Annotated in this window: 14 protein-coding genes; 9 read left to right on the top strand and 5 right to left on the bottom strand. The window is 73.2% G+C overall.

What is annotated here, in order from left to right:
* The first annotated feature begins 383 nt into the window (after positions 1-383).
* Positions 384-1,334: an oxygenase MpaB family protein gene (locus ACFYW1_RS37670; RefSeq protein WP_389004106.1), complete on the top strand. Its 951-nt coding sequence runs from the start codon at positions 384-386 to the stop codon at positions 1,332-1,334.
* Here the strand turns inward: ACFYW1_RS37670 and ACFYW1_RS37665 are convergent.
* Positions 1,297-2,352, bottom strand: a complete 1,056-nt coding sequence (locus ACFYW1_RS37665) for a LacI family DNA-binding transcriptional regulator (RefSeq protein ID WP_389004104.1) — start codon at positions 2,350-2,352, stop codon at positions 1,297-1,299. The two genes, ACFYW1_RS37670 and ACFYW1_RS37665, sit on opposite strands and share 38 nt — an antisense overlap.
* A 163-nt stretch (positions 2,353-2,515) precedes the next feature.
* Positions 2,516-4,000, bottom strand: coding sequence for a M1 family metallopeptidase (locus ACFYW1_RS37660; protein ID WP_389004102.1), 1,485 nt, complete (start codon positions 3,998-4,000; stop codon positions 2,516-2,518).
* A 235-nt stretch (positions 4,001-4,235) separates the two neighbouring features.
* On the opposite strand from ACFYW1_RS37660, the gene ACFYW1_RS37655 reads away from it, so the two are divergent.
* The 5 genes from ACFYW1_RS37655 to ACFYW1_RS37635 all read left to right on the top strand — a co-directional run bounded on the left by ACFYW1_RS37655 (position 4,236) and on the right by ACFYW1_RS37635 (position 12,085).
* Positions 4,236-5,555 (top strand): M14 family metallocarboxypeptidase, encoded by a 1,320-nt coding sequence (locus ACFYW1_RS37655; protein ID WP_389004100.1) that lies wholly within the window; start codon positions 4,236-4,238, stop codon positions 5,553-5,555.
* Between the two features lie 74 nt (positions 5,556-5,629).
* Positions 5,630-7,399, top strand: a complete 1,770-nt coding sequence (locus tag ACFYW1_RS37650) for a BCCT family transporter (RefSeq protein WP_389004099.1) — start codon at positions 5,630-5,632, stop codon at positions 7,397-7,399.
* A 48-nt stretch (positions 7,400-7,447) separates the two neighbouring features.
* Positions 7,448-9,085, top strand: a complete 1,638-nt coding sequence (locus ACFYW1_RS37645; protein WP_351836709.1) for an ABC-F family ATP-binding cassette domain-containing protein — start codon at positions 7,448-7,450, stop codon at positions 9,083-9,085.
* Between the two features lie 247 nt (positions 9,086-9,332).
* A complete protein-coding gene (locus tag ACFYW1_RS37640; RefSeq protein ID WP_389004098.1) occupies positions 9,333-10,808 on the top strand; it encodes a chlorohydrolase family protein in 1,476 nt (491 codons plus the stop codon).
* A gap of 68 nt (positions 10,809-10,876) precedes the next feature.
* On the top strand, positions 10,877-12,085 hold the full coding sequence (locus tag ACFYW1_RS37635; protein ID WP_389004096.1) for an amidohydrolase family protein: 1,209 nt from the start codon (positions 10,877-10,879) through the stop codon (positions 12,083-12,085).
* A gap of 84 nt (positions 12,086-12,169) precedes the next feature.
* Here ACFYW1_RS37635 and ACFYW1_RS37630 read toward each other — a convergent pair whose 3' ends face one another.
* Positions 12,170-14,563 (bottom strand): Tex family protein, encoded by a 2,394-nt coding sequence (locus ACFYW1_RS37630; RefSeq protein ID WP_389004094.1) that lies wholly within the window; start codon positions 14,561-14,563, stop codon positions 12,170-12,172.
* Between the two features lie 174 nt (positions 14,564-14,737).
* Positions 14,738-15,601, bottom strand: coding sequence for a hypothetical protein (locus tag ACFYW1_RS37625; RefSeq protein WP_389004092.1), 864 nt, complete (start codon positions 15,599-15,601; stop codon positions 14,738-14,740).
* Between the two features lie 226 nt (positions 15,602-15,827).
* Between ACFYW1_RS37625 and ACFYW1_RS37620 the strand changes: the two genes are divergently transcribed.
* Complete coding sequence (locus ACFYW1_RS37620; protein ID WP_389004090.1) at positions 15,828-16,790, top strand: GlxA family transcriptional regulator; 963 nt, start codon at positions 15,828-15,830, stop codon at positions 16,788-16,790.
* A 49-nt stretch (positions 16,791-16,839) separates the two neighbouring features.
* Positions 16,840-17,475, top strand: coding sequence for a DJ-1/PfpI family protein (locus ACFYW1_RS37615; protein WP_389004088.1), 636 nt, complete (start codon positions 16,840-16,842; stop codon positions 17,473-17,475).
* A 9-nt stretch (positions 17,476-17,484) separates the two neighbouring features.
* On the opposite strand, the gene ACFYW1_RS37610 is transcribed toward ACFYW1_RS37615, so the two are convergent.
* Positions 17,485-18,243 (bottom strand): enoyl-CoA hydratase/isomerase family protein, encoded by a 759-nt coding sequence (locus ACFYW1_RS37610; protein WP_389004086.1) that lies wholly within the window; start codon positions 18,241-18,243, stop codon positions 17,485-17,487.
* Positions 18,244-18,323: 80 nt separating this feature from the next.
* Between ACFYW1_RS37610 and ACFYW1_RS37605 the strand changes: the two genes are divergently transcribed.
* Complete coding sequence (locus tag ACFYW1_RS37605; RefSeq protein ID WP_389004084.1) at positions 18,324-18,962, top strand: HdeD family acid-resistance protein; 639 nt, start codon at positions 18,324-18,326, stop codon at positions 18,960-18,962.
* The last annotated feature ends 80 nt before the right edge of the window (positions 18,963-19,042 follow it).

The following is a 19,042-nucleotide window of genomic DNA, read 5'->3' as shown; positions in this document are numbered from 1 at the left end:
GTCGACGACATCGGCGACGGCGACCTCGCCGAGGGGGGGGGGGGCGCCCCCCCCCCCCGCCCGGGCCCCGCGGGGGGGGGGGCCCCCGCGGCCCCCCCGCCCCCCCCCGCGGGCGCGCAGCCCCCGGGGGGAGCGACCACCCGGCGCCCCCCCCCCCGGCCCCCCCCCCCCCCCCCCCCCCCCCGCCCCCCCACCCCCCGCCCCGCCCCCCCCCCACCCCCCCCCCGCCGCCCCCCCCCCCCCCCCCCCCCCCCCCCCCCCCCCCGCCGCCCGTTCCGCCCGGGGCACGAGGCCCCGTGCACGCCCGTCCCGGACCGATCGCATACTGGATCACAGGGGGCGGGACGAGGAACCCCCGCCCCACCGGCCCTCGGGAGCACCGCATGAGCAGCGAAGCAGCACAGGGCGAGCGGATCGCACGGGACGCGAGAGGCGTACGGGGCGAGACCCCCGCGCCGCCCCCGCCCGGCGGGGTCCTGTGGAGCCTGTCCGGCGACGTCCGGGCCCTGCTGATGCTGCCCGCCGCCCTCACCCTCCAGGTCGCCCACCCGGCGGTCGGCGCGGGCGTCGACGAGCACTCCGTCTTCCGCACCGACCCCTGGGGACGCGGCGAGCGCTCCCTGAACTCGCTCCAGCTCTGGGTCTACGGGGGCGAGGCGGCGGCCGAGGAGGGGCGCAGACTGCGCGCCCTGCACCGCACCATCCAGGGCACCGATGCCCGTGGCCGCCGCTACCACGCGCTGTCGCCCGCGAACTACGCGTGGGTGCACGCCACGGGCTTCCCCGTCTACCAGCACGGCGCCCGCTACCTGCTCCGCCCGCTCACCGGAGCACAGGAGCGGGCCCTCTACCGGGAGTGGCTCCAGGTCGGCAGGATCCTCGGCATCCACGACCGGGACATGCCGCAGACGATCGAGGAGTTCTGGCCGTACTACCGCAAGATGCTCGCCGACGAGATCGGGACGAACGCCGTCGTCGAGGAGCTGGTCGCCACCGACCGGCCGGTACCGCCGCCGGACCGCGGCCCGCTGCCGGTCAGACTGCTGCTGAGGGCGCTGTGGCCGGTGCTGCTGCCACCGCTGGCCCGGTTCCGCCGCTTCGTCACCGTCGGACTGATGCCACCGGACGCCCGGGAGGCGATCGGACTGGAGTGGACGGACGCACAGGAGCGGAGACTGCGCCGGTGGTGCGCGGTGGTGCGGCACGTCGTGCCGGTGCTCCCCGAGCGGCTGCGCTATCTGCCGTACGCCCGCCGGGCGCGGGCGGCCCACCGCGAGGCCGTCCGCAGCGGCGCACTCAGGCGGAGTCCCGGCGCACCAGCTCGGTCGGCGTGATCACCGGCTCCTGCTCCCCGCCCTTGGCCCCGGCCCCGTCGTCGAGGAGCCGCATCAGCATCCGCACCATCAACCGGCCCATCCCCTCCACGTCCTGACGGACCGTCGTCAACGGTGGATCGGTGGTCGTGGCGATCGACGCCATGTCGTCGAAGCCGACCAGGGCCACGTCCCCGGGCACGTCGAGCCCGCGCTCGCGCAGCACCCGCAGGGCGCCCGAGGCCATCAGGTCGTTGGCGGCGAAGACCGCGTCCGGGGCGGGCCGGAGGTCCAGCAGCTCCGCCATCGCCCGTGCGCCGCCCCCGACGGTGAAGTCGCCGTCCGCGAGCAGTTCCGGCGCCCCCTCGGGCAGCGCGTCGCGGTAGCCGTCGATCCGGTCGAGGGCCGAGGTCTGGTCGCGCGGCCCGGCGATGTGCGCGATCCGCCGCCGGCCCAGGGAGACGAGATGGCGTACGGCCTCGGCCGCGCCGCCGCGGTTGTCGCAGTCCACGTACGGGACGACCGCCTCGCGGGAGGCGTCCGGCGGGCCGGGTCGGCCCCCGTAGACCGTGGGCACCCGGAACCGGCGGATGATCGCCGGGAGTTCGTCGTCCGTGTGCATCGAGAAGGCCAGCACGCCGTCCACATGACCCCCCGCCAGATAACGGGAGACCCGGTCGAAGTCGCCGCTGCCCTCCACCAGGAGCAGCACCAACTGGGAGTCGTACAGGGCCAGTTCACGGCTTATGCCGCGGAGCTGCCGGTAGAAGAACGGATCGGAGAAGATCCGGGACTCCGGCTCGTCGATGATCACGGCGACCGCCCCGTTGCGCCGGGTGACCAGGGTCCGGGCGGCGTGGTTGGGCACGTAGCCCAGCTCCTCGACCGCCTTGCGCACCTGCTCCACGAGCGGTTTGCGCACCCCCGCCCCGCCGTTCACCACCCGGGAGACCGTCGCCCGGGAGACCCCGGCACGGGCCGCCACGGCCTCCAGGGTGGGACGGGCGTCGCGAGGGGAACCATGGGACGGGCCGGGCAAGGGACGCTCCTCGTACACGCGGGGATCGGGCCGGAAACGGTCGTGGCCGGCTGGACCGCACCGGCCCCACCAGCCTATCCGGCGCGTCCGCCCCGCCCCCGGGCGCCGTCGCCCCGGTCCGGGGACACGGGGCGACGGCACCGGGAGCGCAACCGCGCGACGGTCAGCGGTGGTCGTGGACCGTGTTCGTCGCCGCGATCTTCTTCCACGAGGCGGGCCGCTGCGGGGCGTTCAGCGCGTGCGCGCCGGCCGCGGCCGGGGCCTGCGGGCGCGTCGGCTGGAACAGCCAGGTGTCGAAGAAGCCGGCGAGCGGCCTGCCCGAGACCCGCTCCGCGTACGCCACGAAGTCGCCCACGCTCGCGTTCCCGTACGCGTGCTCGGCCGGCCAGCCCTTCAGCAGCTCGAAGAAGGTGTCGTCACCGAGCTCGTTGCGCAGCGCCTGGAGGGCCAGCGCGCCCCGGTCGTAGACGGCCGCGGCGAACTGGTCGTCCGGGCCCGGGTCGCCCGGCTTCACGGTCCAGAACGGGTCGTCGGCCGGGTGCTGGGCGTAGGTGTAGTCCGCGAGCTCCTGCGCGGTGCCCTCGCCCTCCTTCTCCGACCACAGCCACTGGCTGTAGCGGGCGAATCCCTCGTTGATCCAGATGTCCTTCCAGCCCTTGACCGAGACGCTGTCGCCGTACCACTGGTGCGCCAGCTCGTGGACGACGACCGAGACGTTCGACCCGTTCGCGAACTGCTTCGGGCTGTAGAACGGCCTGGTCTGGGTCTCCAGCGCGAACCCGCTCCGCACGTTCGGCACGTAACCGCCGAGCGCGTCGAAGGGGTACGGACCGAAGACCTCCGTCAGCCACTCGGCGACCTCGGCGGTCCGCTCGATGCTGGCGCGGGCCGCCCCGTCGTTGGCGCCGAGGTCCTTGCTGTACGCGTTGACGACCGGCAGCCCGTTTGCCGTGGTGTCCGTGGTGATGTCGAACTTCCCGACCGCCAGCGTCGTCAGGTAGGTGGCCTGCGGCTTGCCGGAACGCCAGTTGAAGCGGGTCCAGCCGAGCTTCGAACTCTGCGACTGGAGCGTGCCGTTGCTGATGGCCTGGACGCCGTCGGGGACGGAGACCGAGATGTCGTACGTCGCCTTGTCCAGCGGGTGGTCGTTGCTCGGGTACCACCAGGCGGCCGACTCCGGCTCCTGGGCGGCCACCGCGCCGTCCGGGGTGCGCACCCAGGACGTCCAGCCGTTGATCTTCACCTCGGAGGGCTTCCCCGCGTACCGCACGACCACCGAGACGGCCCGGCCCTTCGCCAGCGGGGCCGCCGGGGTGATCTCCAGCTCCTGCTCGCCGTTCTTCACATGGGCGGCCTTCCTGCCGTTCACCCGCACCTCGGAGACGTCCAGCCCGAGGTCCAGGTTGAAGCGGGAGAGTTCCTGGGTGGTCGTGGCGAGGATCGTCGCCGTGCCCTCCAGCAGGTCGGTCGCGGGCTGGTACTTCAGCCGCAGGTCGTAGTGCGACACGTCGTAGCCGCCGTTGCCGCTCGCCGGGTAGTAGGGATCGCCGATGCCCGGGGCGCCCACGGTGTCCTCGGCGGCCGAGGCCGGGATCGCCAGCAGGAGGGAGACCGCGAGTGCGCTCGGGACGATGAATCTGCGGTGCACGAGTGCTCCAAGTCGTCGGGGCGAATGATCTTTCGAACCGTCGGGCCGACAGTACGCAGCGACTGCCGTACTGGTCGTGTCCACGACGGACGCTGTCACACGATCGCCATGGGGCCGACACGACGGCAAGGGGCTTTCGCATCATGATCACGCCGGATCCGCCGATGGGGGCACCCCCGGACCCGTGAGGGAACGCCCCCTGTCGTCGGGGAGTGGCCCGGGGTACCTTCCGCCCATGCCGATGCGCGCGGGTCGCCCGCCCACGAACGCCCGTATCCCCTCCGCCCGCCGCGGCGCGCTGTCGGCGCTCGCGGCCGCCGCACTGGCCGTGCCCCTGGTCACCGCCCCGGCCGGGGCGGTGACCGTCCCGCCCCGCACCGGCTTCGAGACCAGTGGCGGGGCCCGCTGGACCGGTCTGCCGGAGGAGCGGTCCTTCCTGGCCGCCGTCGACCGGGGCAGCGACCGGGTCCGCGTCGACCGGATCGGCACGACGGAGCGGGGCCGCCCGCTCCGGCTGGTCCGGATCGGCGACCGGCGGGCCGCCGTCACGGTGCTGCTGATCTGCAGTCAGCACGGCGACGAACCGGCCGGCCGCGAGGCGTGCCTGACCACCATCCGCGACCTGGCGTACGCCCGGGACCCGGCGACCCGCGCCTTCCTCTCCCGTACGAACGTCCTCGTCGTCCCCACCGCCAACCCGGACGGGCGCGCCGCCGACACCCGGGGCAACTCCGACGGCGTCGACATCAACCGCGACCACCTCGCGCTGCGGACCGCCGAGGCCCGGGCCGTCGCGGCGGTCGTCCGGGACCGGAAGCCCGATGTCATCCACGACCTGCACGAGTACGGCGCCACCCCGCCGTACTACGACAAGGACCTGTTCGTCCTGTGGCCCCGTAACCTCAACGTCTCCGCCGGGGTGCACGGCGAATCGCGGACCCTGGCCGACCGTTACGTACGGCCCGCCGCCACGGCGGCCGGATACGGCAGCGGCGTCTACGGCATCTGGACCGACCCGGTCACCGGGGACCCGATCAAGCAGACCGCGGGCGACGGACAGGAACGCATCCTGCGCAACACCTCCGGGCTCAAGCACGCCGTCGGCATCCTCGTCGAATCCCGCGTCGACGCGCTGGGCGAGGCCGAGAAGAACGACCCCGCGCTCAACCGGCGACGCCGCGTGGACTCCCAACTCACCGCGCTCGAAGGACTGTTCGAGTTCGCCGACGGGCGCCGCGGCAGGATCGGGGCCGCCACCGCGGTGTCCCGCGCGGAGGGTCTCCGGGACCGGGGGCCGGTGCACCTCGGCGGCGCCGACAACCAGACGCCCGAACCGGACCGCGTCCTCCAGGACCCGCCGTGCGGATACCGGCTCACCCGGGAGCAGTTCGACGAGGTCGGGGACGAACTCGTGCTGCACGGCGTCATCTTCCGGCGCGACGGTGACGGAGCGTACGTACCGATGCGGCAGTCGGCCCGCAGTCTGGTCCCCCTCCTCCTGGACGGACGGGCGACATATCACCTCACAAACGGTCAAGCCGATACCGCTTGTTGATCCCATGAGATGAGCGCCGCGTGTGGTACTGCCTACGGAGAGCGAAAAAAGAGCTTCCGTGAAAGGTGCCATTCGTGTCGCAGGACGAACAGAGAACGGGCGGCCGGGGTGATCTGCCGGTGACGGCGGACCTCCTCGAAGACCCGGACCGCAACCGGCACCCAAGGACGGACCGGGTGGTGTTCGGCGTCACCGCCGTCCTCACCCTCGCCTTCGTGGTGTGGGGAGCCACCGCCACCGACTCGCTGGAGGAAATCTCCAGCTCCATGCTCAACGGCCTGATCCACAACGGCGGCTGGGCCTTCATGCTTACCGCGTCAGGCTTCGTCGTCTTCGCCCTCTGGCTCGCCATCAGCCGCTACGGCAACATCTCCCTCGGTCAGGAGGGGGAGGAGCCCGAGTTCCGTACCGTGTCCTGGGTCGCCATGATGTTCAGCGCGGGCATGGGCATCGGCCTGATGTTCTACGGGGTCAGCGAGCCGCTCGCCCACTTCACCGCCCCACCGCCCGGCACCCACCCCGCCGACGCCGCCGACGCGATGCAGACGGCGATGGCCACCACCCTCTTCCACTGGACCCTCCACCCCTGGGCGATCTACGCCGTCGTCGGCCTGGCCATCGCGTACAGCACCTTCCGGCGCCGCAGGCGGCAGACGATCAGCGCCGTCTTCGAGCCGCTCATCGGTCCCCGGCACGCCCACGGCGGGGTCGGCCGACTGATCGACATCCTCGCCATCTTCGCGACGCTCTTCGGCTCCGCCGCCTCCCTGGGCCTGGGCGCCCTCCAGATCGGCAGCGGCTTCCACGAACTGAACTGGAAGGAGAAGACCGGCACCGGACTCCTGGTCCTGATCATCGCGGTCCTGACCGTCGGCTTCGTCGCCTCGGCGGTCTCCGGCGTCGAGAAGGGCATCCAGTGGCTCTCCAACACCAACATGGTGCTGGCCCTGTTCCTGGCCGTCTTCGTCTTCGTCGCGGGCCCCACCATCATCGTGCTCGACCTGCTGCCCACCTCGATCGCCGCCTACTTCGGCAACCTGGCCCAGCTCGCCGGACGCACCGAGGCCACCGGCGCGGGCGACGTGGCCGAATGGCTCGGCAGCTGGACCGTCTTCTACTGGGCCTGGTGGATCTCCTGGACGCCCTTCGTCGGCATGTTCATCGCCCGCATCAGCCGCGGCCGGACGATCCGGCAGTTCATCGGCGGGGTCATCCTGGTGCCCAGCGCCGTCAGCCTGGTCTGGTTCGCGATCTTCGGCGGCACGGCGATCCACCTCCAGGAGGCGGGCGAGCTCGGCGGCGCCGCCACCCAGGAGGCCCAGCTCTTCGGAGTGCTCCAGCAGTTCCCGCTCGCCACGGCGATGAGCCTGGTGGTGATGATCCTGGTCGGCATCTTCTTCGTCTCGGGCGCGGACGCCGCCTCCATCGTCATGGGCACCCTCTCCCAGAAGGGCGTCCTCGAACCGGCCAGGTGGGTCGTCGTCTTCTGGGGCGTGACCACCGGCGCGGTGGCCGCGATCATGCTGCTCATCGGCAACGGCAAGGGTGACGCCCTCGCCGGACTCCAGAACCTGACGATCCTGGTCGCCGCGCCGTTCACCCTCGTGATGATCGGCATGTGCGTGGCGCTGATGCGGGACCTGCGCCAGGACCCGCTGATCGTGCGGCGCGAATTCGGCGTGGAGGCCGTGGAGTCCGCGGTCATCGAGGGGCACGCGAAGTACGCCGGCGACTTCGAGATCCGGATCGGCCCCGGCGGCAGCCGGATCACCACCGGACTCCACGAGCACGGCACGCCCCCGCCGGAAGCCTCCTCCGGCCCCGCGAAGACCCCGGGCGGCTGACGGGCGCACGTCGTCGGGCGCCGGGCAGCCCTTAGGATCGGCACCCTGATGACTGCCACTCTCGTCGCCAAGGATCTCGCCGCCGGACACGGCGACCGCACGCTCTTCGCCGGACTCGACCTCGTCGTCGCGCCCGGGGACGTGATCGGTCTCGTCGGAGTCAACGGAGCCGGCAAATCGTCCCTCCTCCGGCTGCTGGCCGGACTCGACCGGCCGGAGGAGGGCGAGCTGCGGCTCTCCCCGCCCACCGCCACCGTCGGCCACCTCCCGCAGGAGCCGGAGCGGCGGCCGGGCGAAACGGTGCGGGAGTTCCTGGCCCGCCGCACCGGGGTCGCCGACGCGCAGGCCGCGATGGACGCCGCGACCCAGGGCCTGGTCGACGGGGCCCCGGGCGCGGACGACGCGTACGCCGAGACCCTGGAGCGCTGGCTGTCCCTGGGCGGCGCCGACCTGGACGAGCGCGCCGCCGAGGTCGCGGACGACCTCGGACTGACCGTCGGGCTCGACCTGCCGATGACCGCGCTCTCCGGCGGCCAGGCCGCCCGCGCGGGCCTGGCCTCCCTCCTGCTCTCCCGCTACGACGTCTTCCTGCTGGACGAGCCCACCAACGACCTCGACCTGGACGGACTGGAACGGCTGGAGCGCTACGTCTCCGGGCTGCGCTCGGGCACCGTGGTCATCAGCCACGACCGCGAATTCCTGATGCGCACGGTCACCAAGGTCCTCGAACTGGACCTGGCCCAGCAGCAGATCAACCTGTACGGCGGCGGATACGCGGCCTACCTGGAGGAGCGCGAGCGGGCCCGCCGGCACGCCCGCGAGGAGTACGAGGAGTACGCCGACAAGCGCGCCGCCCTCGAAGGACGCGCCCAGACCCAGCGGGCCTGGATGGAGAAGGGCGTCAAGAACGCCCGCCGCAAGGCCACCGACTCCGACAAGATCGGCCGCAAGTTCCGCAGCGAGTCGAGCGAGAAGCAGGCCGCCAAGGCGCGGCAGACCCAGCGCATGATCGAACGGCTCGACGTCGTCGAGGAACCGCGCAAGGAGTGGGAACTGCGGATGGAGATCGCCGCCGCGCCCCGCTCGGGCTCGGTCGTCGCGACCCTGCGCGAGGCGCGGGCCGTGCGCGGCGACTTCGTCTTCGGACCGGCGTCGCTGCAGATCGACTGGGCGGACCGGGTCGCCATCACCGGCGCCAACGGATCGGGCAAGTCCACGCTCCTCGCCGCGCTGCTCGGCCGCCTCCCGCTGGACTCCGGCCACGCGACGCTCGGTTCGGGCGTGGTGGTCGGCGAGGTCGACCAGGCGCGCAAGCTCTTCCACGGCACGGAATCGTTGCTGGAGGCGTTCTGCGCGGCCGTGCCCGACACCGAACCGGCCGAGGTGCGCACGCTGCTCGCCAAGTTCGGCCTGCGCGCGGACCACGTGACGCGCTCCGCGACGACCCTCTCCCCGGGCGAACGCACCAGGGCCGCCCTCGCCCTCCTCCAGGGCAGGGGCGTCAACCTCCTCGTGCTCGACGAGCCGACCAACCACCTCGACCTGCCCGCGATCGAGCAGCTGGAATCGGCGCTGGAGTCGTACCCGGGAACGCTCCTGCTGGTCACGCACGACCGGCGGATGCTGGACGCCGTGCGCACGACGCGGCGCGTCGAGGTGGCGGCGGGGAAGGTGACCGAGGTCTGAGCCCCGGGCCGGGGCGCCGTCCCCGGCCCGCCGGGCCGAGGAACCGGGCGACGCCCCGTGCGTCCGGTTGGTATGCCAAATGGGGGGCGTTCCGGCTGAGCCCGCTTCGACCAGCGGGAAACCCCTGGTCGCGTGAGCGCGTCATTTCGGGGCGTCCAATTTTGGTATGCCAAGTGTTAGGGTCGGTTCAGCCGTGGACCGCCGTCCGGCCGGAACGGTCCTGACACCGCATCCGCAGGAGACCCCCGTGCGAACCCGCTGGCGCGCCGCCCACGTCCTCGCCCACCGCGACGGAACCCACGCGCTGCTGCGCGACGGCGAGATCGTGTGGGACGGGGACACGATCGTGTACGTCGGGACGCGGTACGACGGCCCGGTGGACGAGGAACTGGACCTCGGCGAGGCGCTGGTGATGCCCGGCCTCATCGACCTGGACGCCCTCACCGACATCGACCACCTCGTCCTGGACTCGTGGGCGGCTCCGGAACGCGAGGGCGGACTCCTCTGGTCGCGGGAGTACTTCACCGACCGGCGCCACGACGTTCTCACCCCCGCGGAACGGGCCACCGTCCGCGAGTACGCACTCGTCCAGCTGGCGCTGCACGGCATCACCACCTACATGCCCATCGCGTCGGAGATCCACAGCGCCTGGGCCGAGCCGTACGACGAACTCGTCGACATGGCGGAGACGTCCCGGCGGATCGGTCTGCGGGGCTATCTGGGACCCGCCTACCGGTCCGGCGTCAACGTGACCCTGCCCGACGGCGGCCGGGGCGTCGAGTTCGACGAGGAACGCGGCCGCGCGGGGCTGCGGGACGCCCTGCGCTTCCTCGACCACACGGCCGCCCTGGCCGACCCGCTGGTCAACGGCGTGCTGCTGCCGTGCCGCATCGAGACGCTCACGGTGGAACTCCTGCGGGAGACCGCCGATGCCGCCCGGCGGCGCGACGCCCTCGTACGCCTGCACTGTCTCCAGGGCACGACCGAACGGAACCTCGTACGGGAACTGCACGGCACCACCCCGCTGCGCCTGCTGGAGCGCACCGGGCTGCTGGACACCCGGCTCCTCGTGCCGCACGGCATCGTGATCGACCGGCACCCCGACGTGCACGGCGAGGACCGCGGCGATTTGGCGATCCTCGCCGCCGCGGGCGTTTCGGTGGTCCACTGCCCGCAGACCTCGCTGCGCTACGGACAGGTCCTGCACTCCTTCGCCGCGTACCGGCGCGCAGGCGTCAACCTCTGCCTGGGCACCGACTCCTTCCCGCCGGACCTGATCCGGGGCATGGACCTCGGCGTCCACCTCGCGAAGGTCGTCGACGGCCGCGCCGACGCGGCGCCCGCCGAACACTACGTCGAGGCGGCCACCCTCGGCGGCGCCCGCGCGCTCGGCCGCACCGACCTCGGACGGCTGGAACCGGGCGCACAGGCCGACCTCGTCGCGTTCCGGCTGGACGACATCCGCGACGGCGTCCAGGACGACCCCGTCCGCACCTTCCTGCTCAACGGCACCGCCCGGCAGGCCAGTCACTCCGTCGTGGCGGGGCGCCCGGTCATGACCGACGGCCGGATCCCCGGCATCGACCTGGCGAACCTGCGTCGCCGCGCCCAGGAACTGTTCGACCGGATGCGCGCCGCGTACAGCGAGCGCGACCTGCTCCGCCGCGACACCGCGGAGCTGTTCCCGCCGACGTTCCCGCCGTTCCGGGAACCCTCCGGGTGAGCGGACCGCCCGGCTTGCCCGGTCCCGGCCCCGCGGGCCGGCACCCCAGACCGAAGGAGAAGCATTCCATGCTGGTCACGAACGTCCGTCCCTGGGGCGGCGAGCCGTGCGACATCGAGATCGAGGACGGCACGATCACCGCGCTCGCCCCGCACGACCCGGACCGTGCCACGGCCGGCGAGACCGTGGCGGGACGGGGCCGGCTCGCCCTGCCGTCGTTCTCCGACGTCCACTGCCACCTTGACTCCACCCGGATCGGCCTGCCCTTCCGCCCCCACACCGGCGGCCCCGGCGTCTGGGCCATGACCATGAACGACCGCGCCCACTGGCGCGAGGACGAATGGAGCGTCGCCGAACGGGCCACGCACACCCTGGGCCGCATGATCGGGCGCGGCACGACCCGGGTCCGCAGCTACGCGCAGATCGACGCGGACTGCGGACTGGAGCGGTTCGAGGGCGTCCTCGCCGCCAAGGAGGCGCACGCCGGCCGGTGCGAGGTCGAGATCATGGCCTTCCCGCAGGCCGGGCTGCTCAGGGAGAAGGGCGTGCCGGAACTGATGGACCGGGCGCTGTCCGCGGGCGCGGCCGTCGTCGGCGGCATCGACCCCTGCACCCTGGACCGGGACCCGGTGCGCCACCTGGACGTCCTCTTCGGCCTCGCCGAGCGCCACCGGGCACCGATCGACGTCCACCTCCACGAACCCGGTGCGCTGGGCGTGTTCAGCGTCGACCTCATCCTGGAACGGGTGCGCGCCCTCGACATGGCCGGCCGGGTGACGATCTCGCACGCGTACGACCTCGGCGGCGTGGACGAGGCGACGACACGACGGCTCGTCGAGGAGTTCGCGGAACTGGACATCGCGATGGCGACCGTGGCCCCCGCCCAGCACCGGGCCCTGCCGCTGGCCGAACTGACGGCCGCCGGTGTGCGCGTCGGCCTGGGCGAGGACGGCCAGCGCGACTTCTGGTCGCCCTACGGCAACGGGGACATGCTGGACCGGACCTGGCAACTGGCCTTCACCAACCGCTACCGCGCCGACGAACTGATCGAGCACTGCGTGGCCGTCGCCGGCCGCGGCGGCGCCTCGATCCTCCACCCGGACCTGCTGCGGCTGAGCTCCGTCGCCGACCGCCCCGGCGTCGCGGTGGGCGACGCCGCCGATCTGCTGCTGGTCGAGGGCGAGACGGTGACGTCCGCCGTCATGGACCGCAGCGACGACCGCACGGTCCTGCACGCGGGCCGGGTCGTCGCCGACGGCCTGGAACTCGTCGGCTGACCGACCGGGACGGCCGGCCCCCGCGTCGGGGGACCGGACGGGACCGGGGGAGGGGCGCGCCGCGGGCGCGCCCCTCCCGCCCTGTCACCGCTTCCTGCCGCCCCGCTCCGGATCGGCCAGCCCGGCCCGCCGCAGGGCGTCCGCCATCGCGCTGTTCACCGGCGCCGGGGCCGGACGGGCCGGAGCGCCGCCACCGCGCCGCTCGCGCCCCTGGCCACCGCGCCCCTGACCGCCGCCCTGTCCCTGGCCCTGGCGCTGGCGGGGCGGACGTCCGCCCCGCTCGCCGCCCGGCGCCGCCGAACCCGTGGCTTCGTCGTCCAGCCGCAGCGTCAACGAGATCCGCTTGCGCGGGATGTCGACGTCCATGACCTTGACCTTCACGATGTCGCCCGGCTTCACGACGTCCCGCGGGTCCTTCACGAACGTCCGCGACATCGCCGACACGTGCACCAGACCGTCCTGGTGCACACCGACGTCCACGAACGCGCCGAACGCCGCGACATTGGTGACGACGCCCTCCAGCACCATCCCGGCCGCCAGGTCGCCGATCTTCTCGACGCCCTCCTTGAAGGTGGCCGTGCGAAACGCCGGACGCGGGTCGCGGCCCGGCTTCTCCAGCTCCTTCAGGATGTCGGTGACCGTCGGCAGACCGAACTTCTCGTCCACGAAGTCGTCGGCCCGCAGCGACCGCAGCACCCCCGTGTTGCCGACCAGCGAGGCGACGTCGCCGCCCGTCCGCTTCACCATCGCCCGCACCACCGGGTACGCCTCCGGGTGCACGCTGGAGGCGTCCAGCGGGTCGTCGCCCCGGATCCGCAGGAAGCCCGCGCACTGCTCGTACGCCTTCGGGCCCAGCCGCGCCACGTCCTTGAGCGACTTGCGGGACCGGAAGGGGCCGTTGGCGTCGCGGTGCGCGACGATGTTCTCCGCGAGCCCCGAGCTGATCCCGGACACCCGCGAGAGCAGCGGCGCGGACGCCGTGTTGACGTCGACGCCGACACCGTTCACACAGTCCTCGACGACCGCGTCCAGCGAGCGCGACAGCTTCACCTCGGACAGGTCGTGCTGGTACTGGCCGACACCGATCGACTTCGGGTCGATCTTCACCAGCTCCGCGAGGGGGTCCTGCAGCCGCCGCGCGATGGAGACGGCGCCGCGCAACGACACGTCCATGTCCGGGAGTTCCTGCGAGGCGAAGGCCGACGCCGAGTACACCGAGGCGCCCGCCTCCGACACCATCACCTTGGTGAGCTTCAACTCCGGGTGCTTGTCGATGAGTTCACCGGCGAGCTTGTCGGTCTCGCGGGACGCGGTGCCGTTGCCGATCGCGATCAGGTCGACGTCGTGGGCCTTCGCCAGCCGCTCCAGCGTGGCCAGCGACTGGTCCCACTTGTTCGCGGGCACGTGCGGGTGGATGACGTCCGTCGCGACGACCTTGCCGGTCGCGTCGACGACGGCGACCTTCACCCCCGTACGGAAACCGGGGTCGAGCCCGAGCGTGGTCCGCGTCCCGGCCGGCGCGGCCAGCAGCAGGTCGCGCAGGTTCGACGCGAAGACGCGCACCGCCTCGTCCTCCGCCGCCGTGCGCAGCCGCAGCCGCAGGTCGATGCCGAGGTGCACCAGGATGCGGGTCCGCCAGGCCCAGCGCACGGTGTCGCCCAGCCACTTGTCGCCGGGACGGCCCCGGTCGCTCACCCCGAAGCGCCGGGCGACCATGTTCTCGTACGTCGAGGGGCCAGGGGCCTCGGACGGCTCCTCCGGCTCCAGGACCAGGTCGAGCACGTCCTCCTTCTCGCCCCGGAGCATCGCGAGCACCCGGTGCGAGGGCAACTCGGTGAACGGCTCGGCGAAGTCGAAGTAGTCGGCGAACTTCGCCCCCGCCTCCTCCTTGCCCTCCCGCACCCGGGCGGCCAGCCGCCCGCGCGTCCACATGCGCTCGCGCAGCTCGCCGATCAGGTCCGCGTCCTCGGAGAACCGCTCGGTGAGGATGGCGCGCGCCCCCTCCAGCGCCGCCGCGCCGTCCTTGACCCCCTTGTCGGCATCGACGAAGGCGGCGGCAGCGGCGAGCGGATCCACCGAGGGATCGCCGAGCAGGCCGTCGGCGAGCGGTTCGAGCCCCGCCTCGCGGGCGATCTGCGCCTTGGTGCGCCGCTTGGGCTTGAACGGCAGGTAGATGTCCTCGAGGCGCGCCTTGGTGTCGGCGGCCCGGATCTGCGCCTCCAGCGCCTCGTCCAGCTTGCCCTGCTCGCGCACCGAGTCGAGGATCGCCTTCCGGCGGTCCTCCAGCTCCCGCAGATACCGCAGCCGCTCCTCCAACGTGCGCAGCTGCGCGTCGTCGAGCATCTCGGTCGCTTCCTTGCGGTAGCGCGCGATGAACGGCACGGTCGATCCGCCGTCGAGCAGCTCGACGGCCGCCTTCACCTGCCGCTCGCGTACGCCGAGCTCCTCGGCGATCCTGCCTTCGATGGACGTCGTCACGGTTCTACCGACTCGCCTTCTCGTACGGGCTGTGCTTACCGGGGCGGGGCCCCTCCGCCTGCATTGTGCCGGGTGGCCGGGCGCCGTGTCGCCCGGCCGCTCCGGACGACCGCCCATGACCGGGCCCACGAGGGGTGGCGGCGCCGCGCCACCCCTCGTGGCCGGATCCGGGCGTCAGCCCTTGCCGATCAGGTCGGCCGGGAACGCGCCCGCCGACGCCGCCGTGATGAGGAAGCCGCGCGCCAGCTCGGTGAGCCGCTCCACGCCCTGCGCGCCCAGGTGCTCGTACGGGGCCGCGTCCATCCGGTCCGTGGTCTCCTCCAGCTCGGCCCGGAGCGCGACGCCCGCCTCGGTCAACTCGCCCTCGGCGTCCAGGAGTCCGCGCCCGCGCAGCCGTTCGCGGGCGGCGTCCCAGTCGTCGCGGTGCCAGCCCCGGCTGGCGAGCACCCAGCGCGGGGACATCCCCTTGCCGGTCGCCGTGTGGCTGACCAGGGCCTCCAGCGGGTCGAGCCCGGCGGTCAGGAGCGCGGCGATGTGGCCGTCGCCGCGGTGCTCGCGCAGCAGCGTGCCGGCGTGCCAGTAGGCCAGATGAGGCTCCTCGGGCACCGGGAGGTCGGCGTGGGCGGCGTAGAGCGGCCGGGCGTGTCGGGTGCACCCCTCGGCCGCGCGCAGCGCCAGCCCGGCCGCCTCGGCCAGCTCGGGGGAGGCGATGACCTCCTCGCCCAGCAGCCGCCGGAGCGTGGAGTCGGCGGCGCGCAGCCGGGCCTCCAGGGCCGCCTCCGGCGGGGCGACGGACCACACGGCGGGCAGGTGCCGGGAGACGAGTTCGTGGTTGAAGTTGTAGAAGGCCGCGGTGACCGTGCCCGGACCGACGGCGCCCATCGCCGCCGAACGCGTGGCGAAGTAGACGGCGCTGGAGTCGTCGATGCCGAGCTCCGCGAACTCCTTGCCGAGGTCCGGCGAGAAGTAGACCGTCGAGTGCAGCGGGTTGATGGCGTTGTGGCAGCGGCGTCCGGCGAGCGGCGGAAGAGTACTCATGCCGGCACGCTACCGACTGGTCGGTACGCACCGGAACCCCCGGGCGCCCTTCGGCGCCCCGCCCGCCCGGCACCTCCGGGCCCCGCACTCCTCGGCGCCCCTCGGGCCCCCGCCGCCCCTCGGGCCCCCGCCGCCCCGGGCCGTCCCGCCCCGCGACCGGGCATGGCAGGAAAGGTGGGTTTCTCGTCATTGCGGCCGTGCCCCGGCGCCGCCCAGGATGGCGGACATGACGCAGCGATCCGTGCTCGTCGTCCTGTACGACGGCGTCCAGAGCCTCGACGTGACCGGACCGATGGAGGTCTTCGCCGGGGCCTCCCACTTCCCCGGGCCCGGGTACGAACTGCGCACCGCCTCGCTCGACGGCGCCCCGGTCCGCACGAGCAGCGGCCTGCTCCTCGTCCCGGACGGCGGCCTCGCCGACGCGCGGATGCCGCACACCCTGCTGGTCCCGGGCGGGGAGGGCACCCGCACCCCCGACCCGGCCCTCGTCGACTGGCTGCGGGCCAACGCCCCGCGGGCCGAGCGCCTCGTCTCCGTCTGCACGGGCGCGCTGCTGCTCGCCGCGGCCGGGCTGCTGGACGGGCACCGGGTGACCACGCACTGGACGGTCTGCGACCACCTCGCCCGCACCCACCCGGCCGTCGAGGTCGACCCGGACCCGATCTTCGTGCGGGACGGCCGGCTGGCCACCTCCGCCGGGGTCACCGCGGGCATCGACCTCGCCCTCGCCCTCGTCGAGGAGGACCGGGGCCGGGAGATCGCCCTGACCATCGCCCGCCACCTCGTGGTCTTCCTGCGCAGGCCCGGCAACCAGGCGCAGTTCAGCGCCCAGCTCACCGCCCAGACCGCCCGGCGCGAACCGCTGCGCGAGGTCCAGCGGTGGATCGGCGAGCACCCGGACGAGGACCTCTCGATCGGCGCGCTCGCCGCCCGCGCCCGGCTCTCGCCCCGCCACTTCGCCCGCGCCTTCCGGGCCGAGACGGGCCTGACCCCGGGCCGCTACGTCGAACGCGTACGGCTCGAACAGGCCCGCCGGCTGCTGGAGGACACCACCGACGGGGTCCTCGGCATCTCGCGCGCCTGCGGCTACGGCACCCCGGAGGCCATGCGCCGTGCCTTCGTCAAGGCCCTGGGCACGGCCCCCGCCGAATACCGCAGGCGCTTCCGCGCCCACCCCGCCGACCACTGACCACCGATCACCGGCACCCCGCCGGTGGCCGACCGCGGAAAGGACTCCCATGCAGATCGCGATCGTCCTCTACGACCGCTTCACCGCACTCGACGCGGTGGGGCCCCACGAAATGCTCGCCCGCGTCCCCGGCGGCGAGAGCGTGTTCGTCGCCGAGCGGCCCGGACCCGTGCGCAACGACACCGGAAGCCTCTCGCTCGTCGCCGACCGGACCTTCGCCGACGTCCCGGCCCCGGACGTGGTGATCGTGCCCGGCGGCCCCGGCCAGCAGGACCAGATGGCGAACGGGGTGCTGCTCGACTGGCTGCGCGCCGCCGACGCCACCAGCACCTGGACCACCTCGGTCTGCACCGGTTCGCTGCTGCTCGCCGCGGCCGGGCTGCTCACGGGGCGCCGCGCCACCTCGCACTGGCTCCTGCTGGACGCGCTGAAGACCTTCGGCGCCGAGCCGACCGGCGAGCGCGTCGTCATCGACGGCAAGTACGTCACGGCGGCCGGGGTCTCCTCCGGCATCGACATGGGGCTCACCCTGCTCGGCCGGATGAAGGGCGACGAGCACGCCATGGCCGTACAGCTGCTGACCGAGTACGACCCGCGGCCGCCGTACGACGCGGGCTCGCCGGACAAGGCCCCGGCGGCCCTGGTCGAGGAGTTCCGCGCCCAGCGCCACTACCTGCTCCGGTAGGGCGGGCCGTCACGCCCCGGTCGTCCAGGTGAAGCGGGGCGCGCGCCGCTCCAGGAAGGCGGCGACACCCTCCGCGGTGTCGCCGCTGCGGCGCGCCTGCTGCGCCCAGTACGCGTCCCGGTCCTCGCGCCCGGCGGCGAACTCCTTCGCCGCGGCCTGGGTCAGCTGCGAACGTGCCGCCAGGGTCGCCGTGTACGCCCCGACCCGCTCGTCCAGCCCGTCGGCCGGCAGCACCTCGTCCACCAGCCCGGTCCGCAGCGCCCGCGCGGTGTCGATCAGCTCGCCGGAGAACAGCAGGTGCTTCGTCGCGGCCGGGCCGATCAGCGCCACCAGCCGCCGGGTCGACGAGGCGGCGTACACGATGCCGAGCTTGGCCGGGGTGACCCCGAAGGACGCGCCCTCGGCCGCGAACCGCAGGTCGCAGGCGGCCGCGAGCTGGCTGCCGCCGCCCACGCAGTAGCCCCGGACCACCGCGAGGGTCGGCCGGGGGAACGCGGCCAGCGCCTCCTCGGCCGCCACGGCGAGCGCCTGCGGATCGCCAGTCCTCTCCCGGAGCGAGGAGATGTCCGCACCGGCGCAGAAGGTGTCCCCGGCGCCGGTCAGCACCAGCACCCGGACCGCCGGGTCGGCCGCCAGCCGTTCCAGCAGGACGGGCAGCGCGCTCCACATCGCGGCCGTCATCGCGTTGCGCTTCGCGGGGTTGGTGATGACGACGGTGGCGACACCGTTCGCGACGTGGTGCTCCAGCCGGGGTTCCGTACGGTCCATGCGCCGGATGCTATCCGCCCGGTTCGAACCTATGATCAAGAAGGGGTCGCCGACCAGGCACGCACCGTGAGGAGCTTCCCATGGCCGATCCCGCAACCGAGGGCAAGAGGCTGCGCCGCAGTTTCGGCCGGCTCGCCGTCCTGGGCACACTGCTCGTCGTGGCCGGTCTGGTGGGCCTCGTGTACACCGGTCTCGCGACGCTGACCTCGATGCTCCTGTTCGGCTGGCTGCTGCTGATCGGCGGCTTCGTCGGGCTGCTGCACGCCATCGACTCCCGGGGCACCAACTACTTCTGGCTCGGCGTCGTGGTGGCCGCGCTGAACATCGCCGCCGGGGTCGTCGTCATCCGCCATCCGCAGGGCACGGCCGAGGCGCTGACCATGTTCGCCGCGCTGCTCTTCCTGACCGGCGGGGTGTTCCGCCTGGTGGGCAGCGTCGTGGTGCGCGGCCCGCAGTTCGGCTGGACGCTCCTGCAAGGGGTCTTCGGGCTGTTGCTGGGGCTGCTGGTGCTCTTCGACTGGCCGCACAGCAGCCTCTACGTCCTGGGGCTCTTCTTCTCGCTGGCGCTGCTCTTCGACGGGCTCGGCCTGCTCGCGATGGGGCTGGGCGGCCGCCGCGTCGTCTCGATGGTCTCGGATTCCATGACCTCGGAACGGAGGGTGACCGGGGACCCGTCGGCCTCACCGTCGGAAGAGCGACACAAGTGGTCGAAGGAATGATTCTTTCGGTCTTCTCCGGTCAAAAGCCGTCAATAGAAGTCGACTTGTGTTCAGTAGCGCGGCTCGGGCCGACTACGCCC

This window comes from Streptomyces sp. NPDC002669 (genome assembly GCF_042889165.1).
Taxonomy (GTDB): domain Bacteria; phylum Actinomycetota; class Actinomycetes; order Streptomycetales; family Streptomycetaceae; genus Streptomyces.
This window is presented reverse-complemented; position numbering and strand designations above follow the sequence as displayed.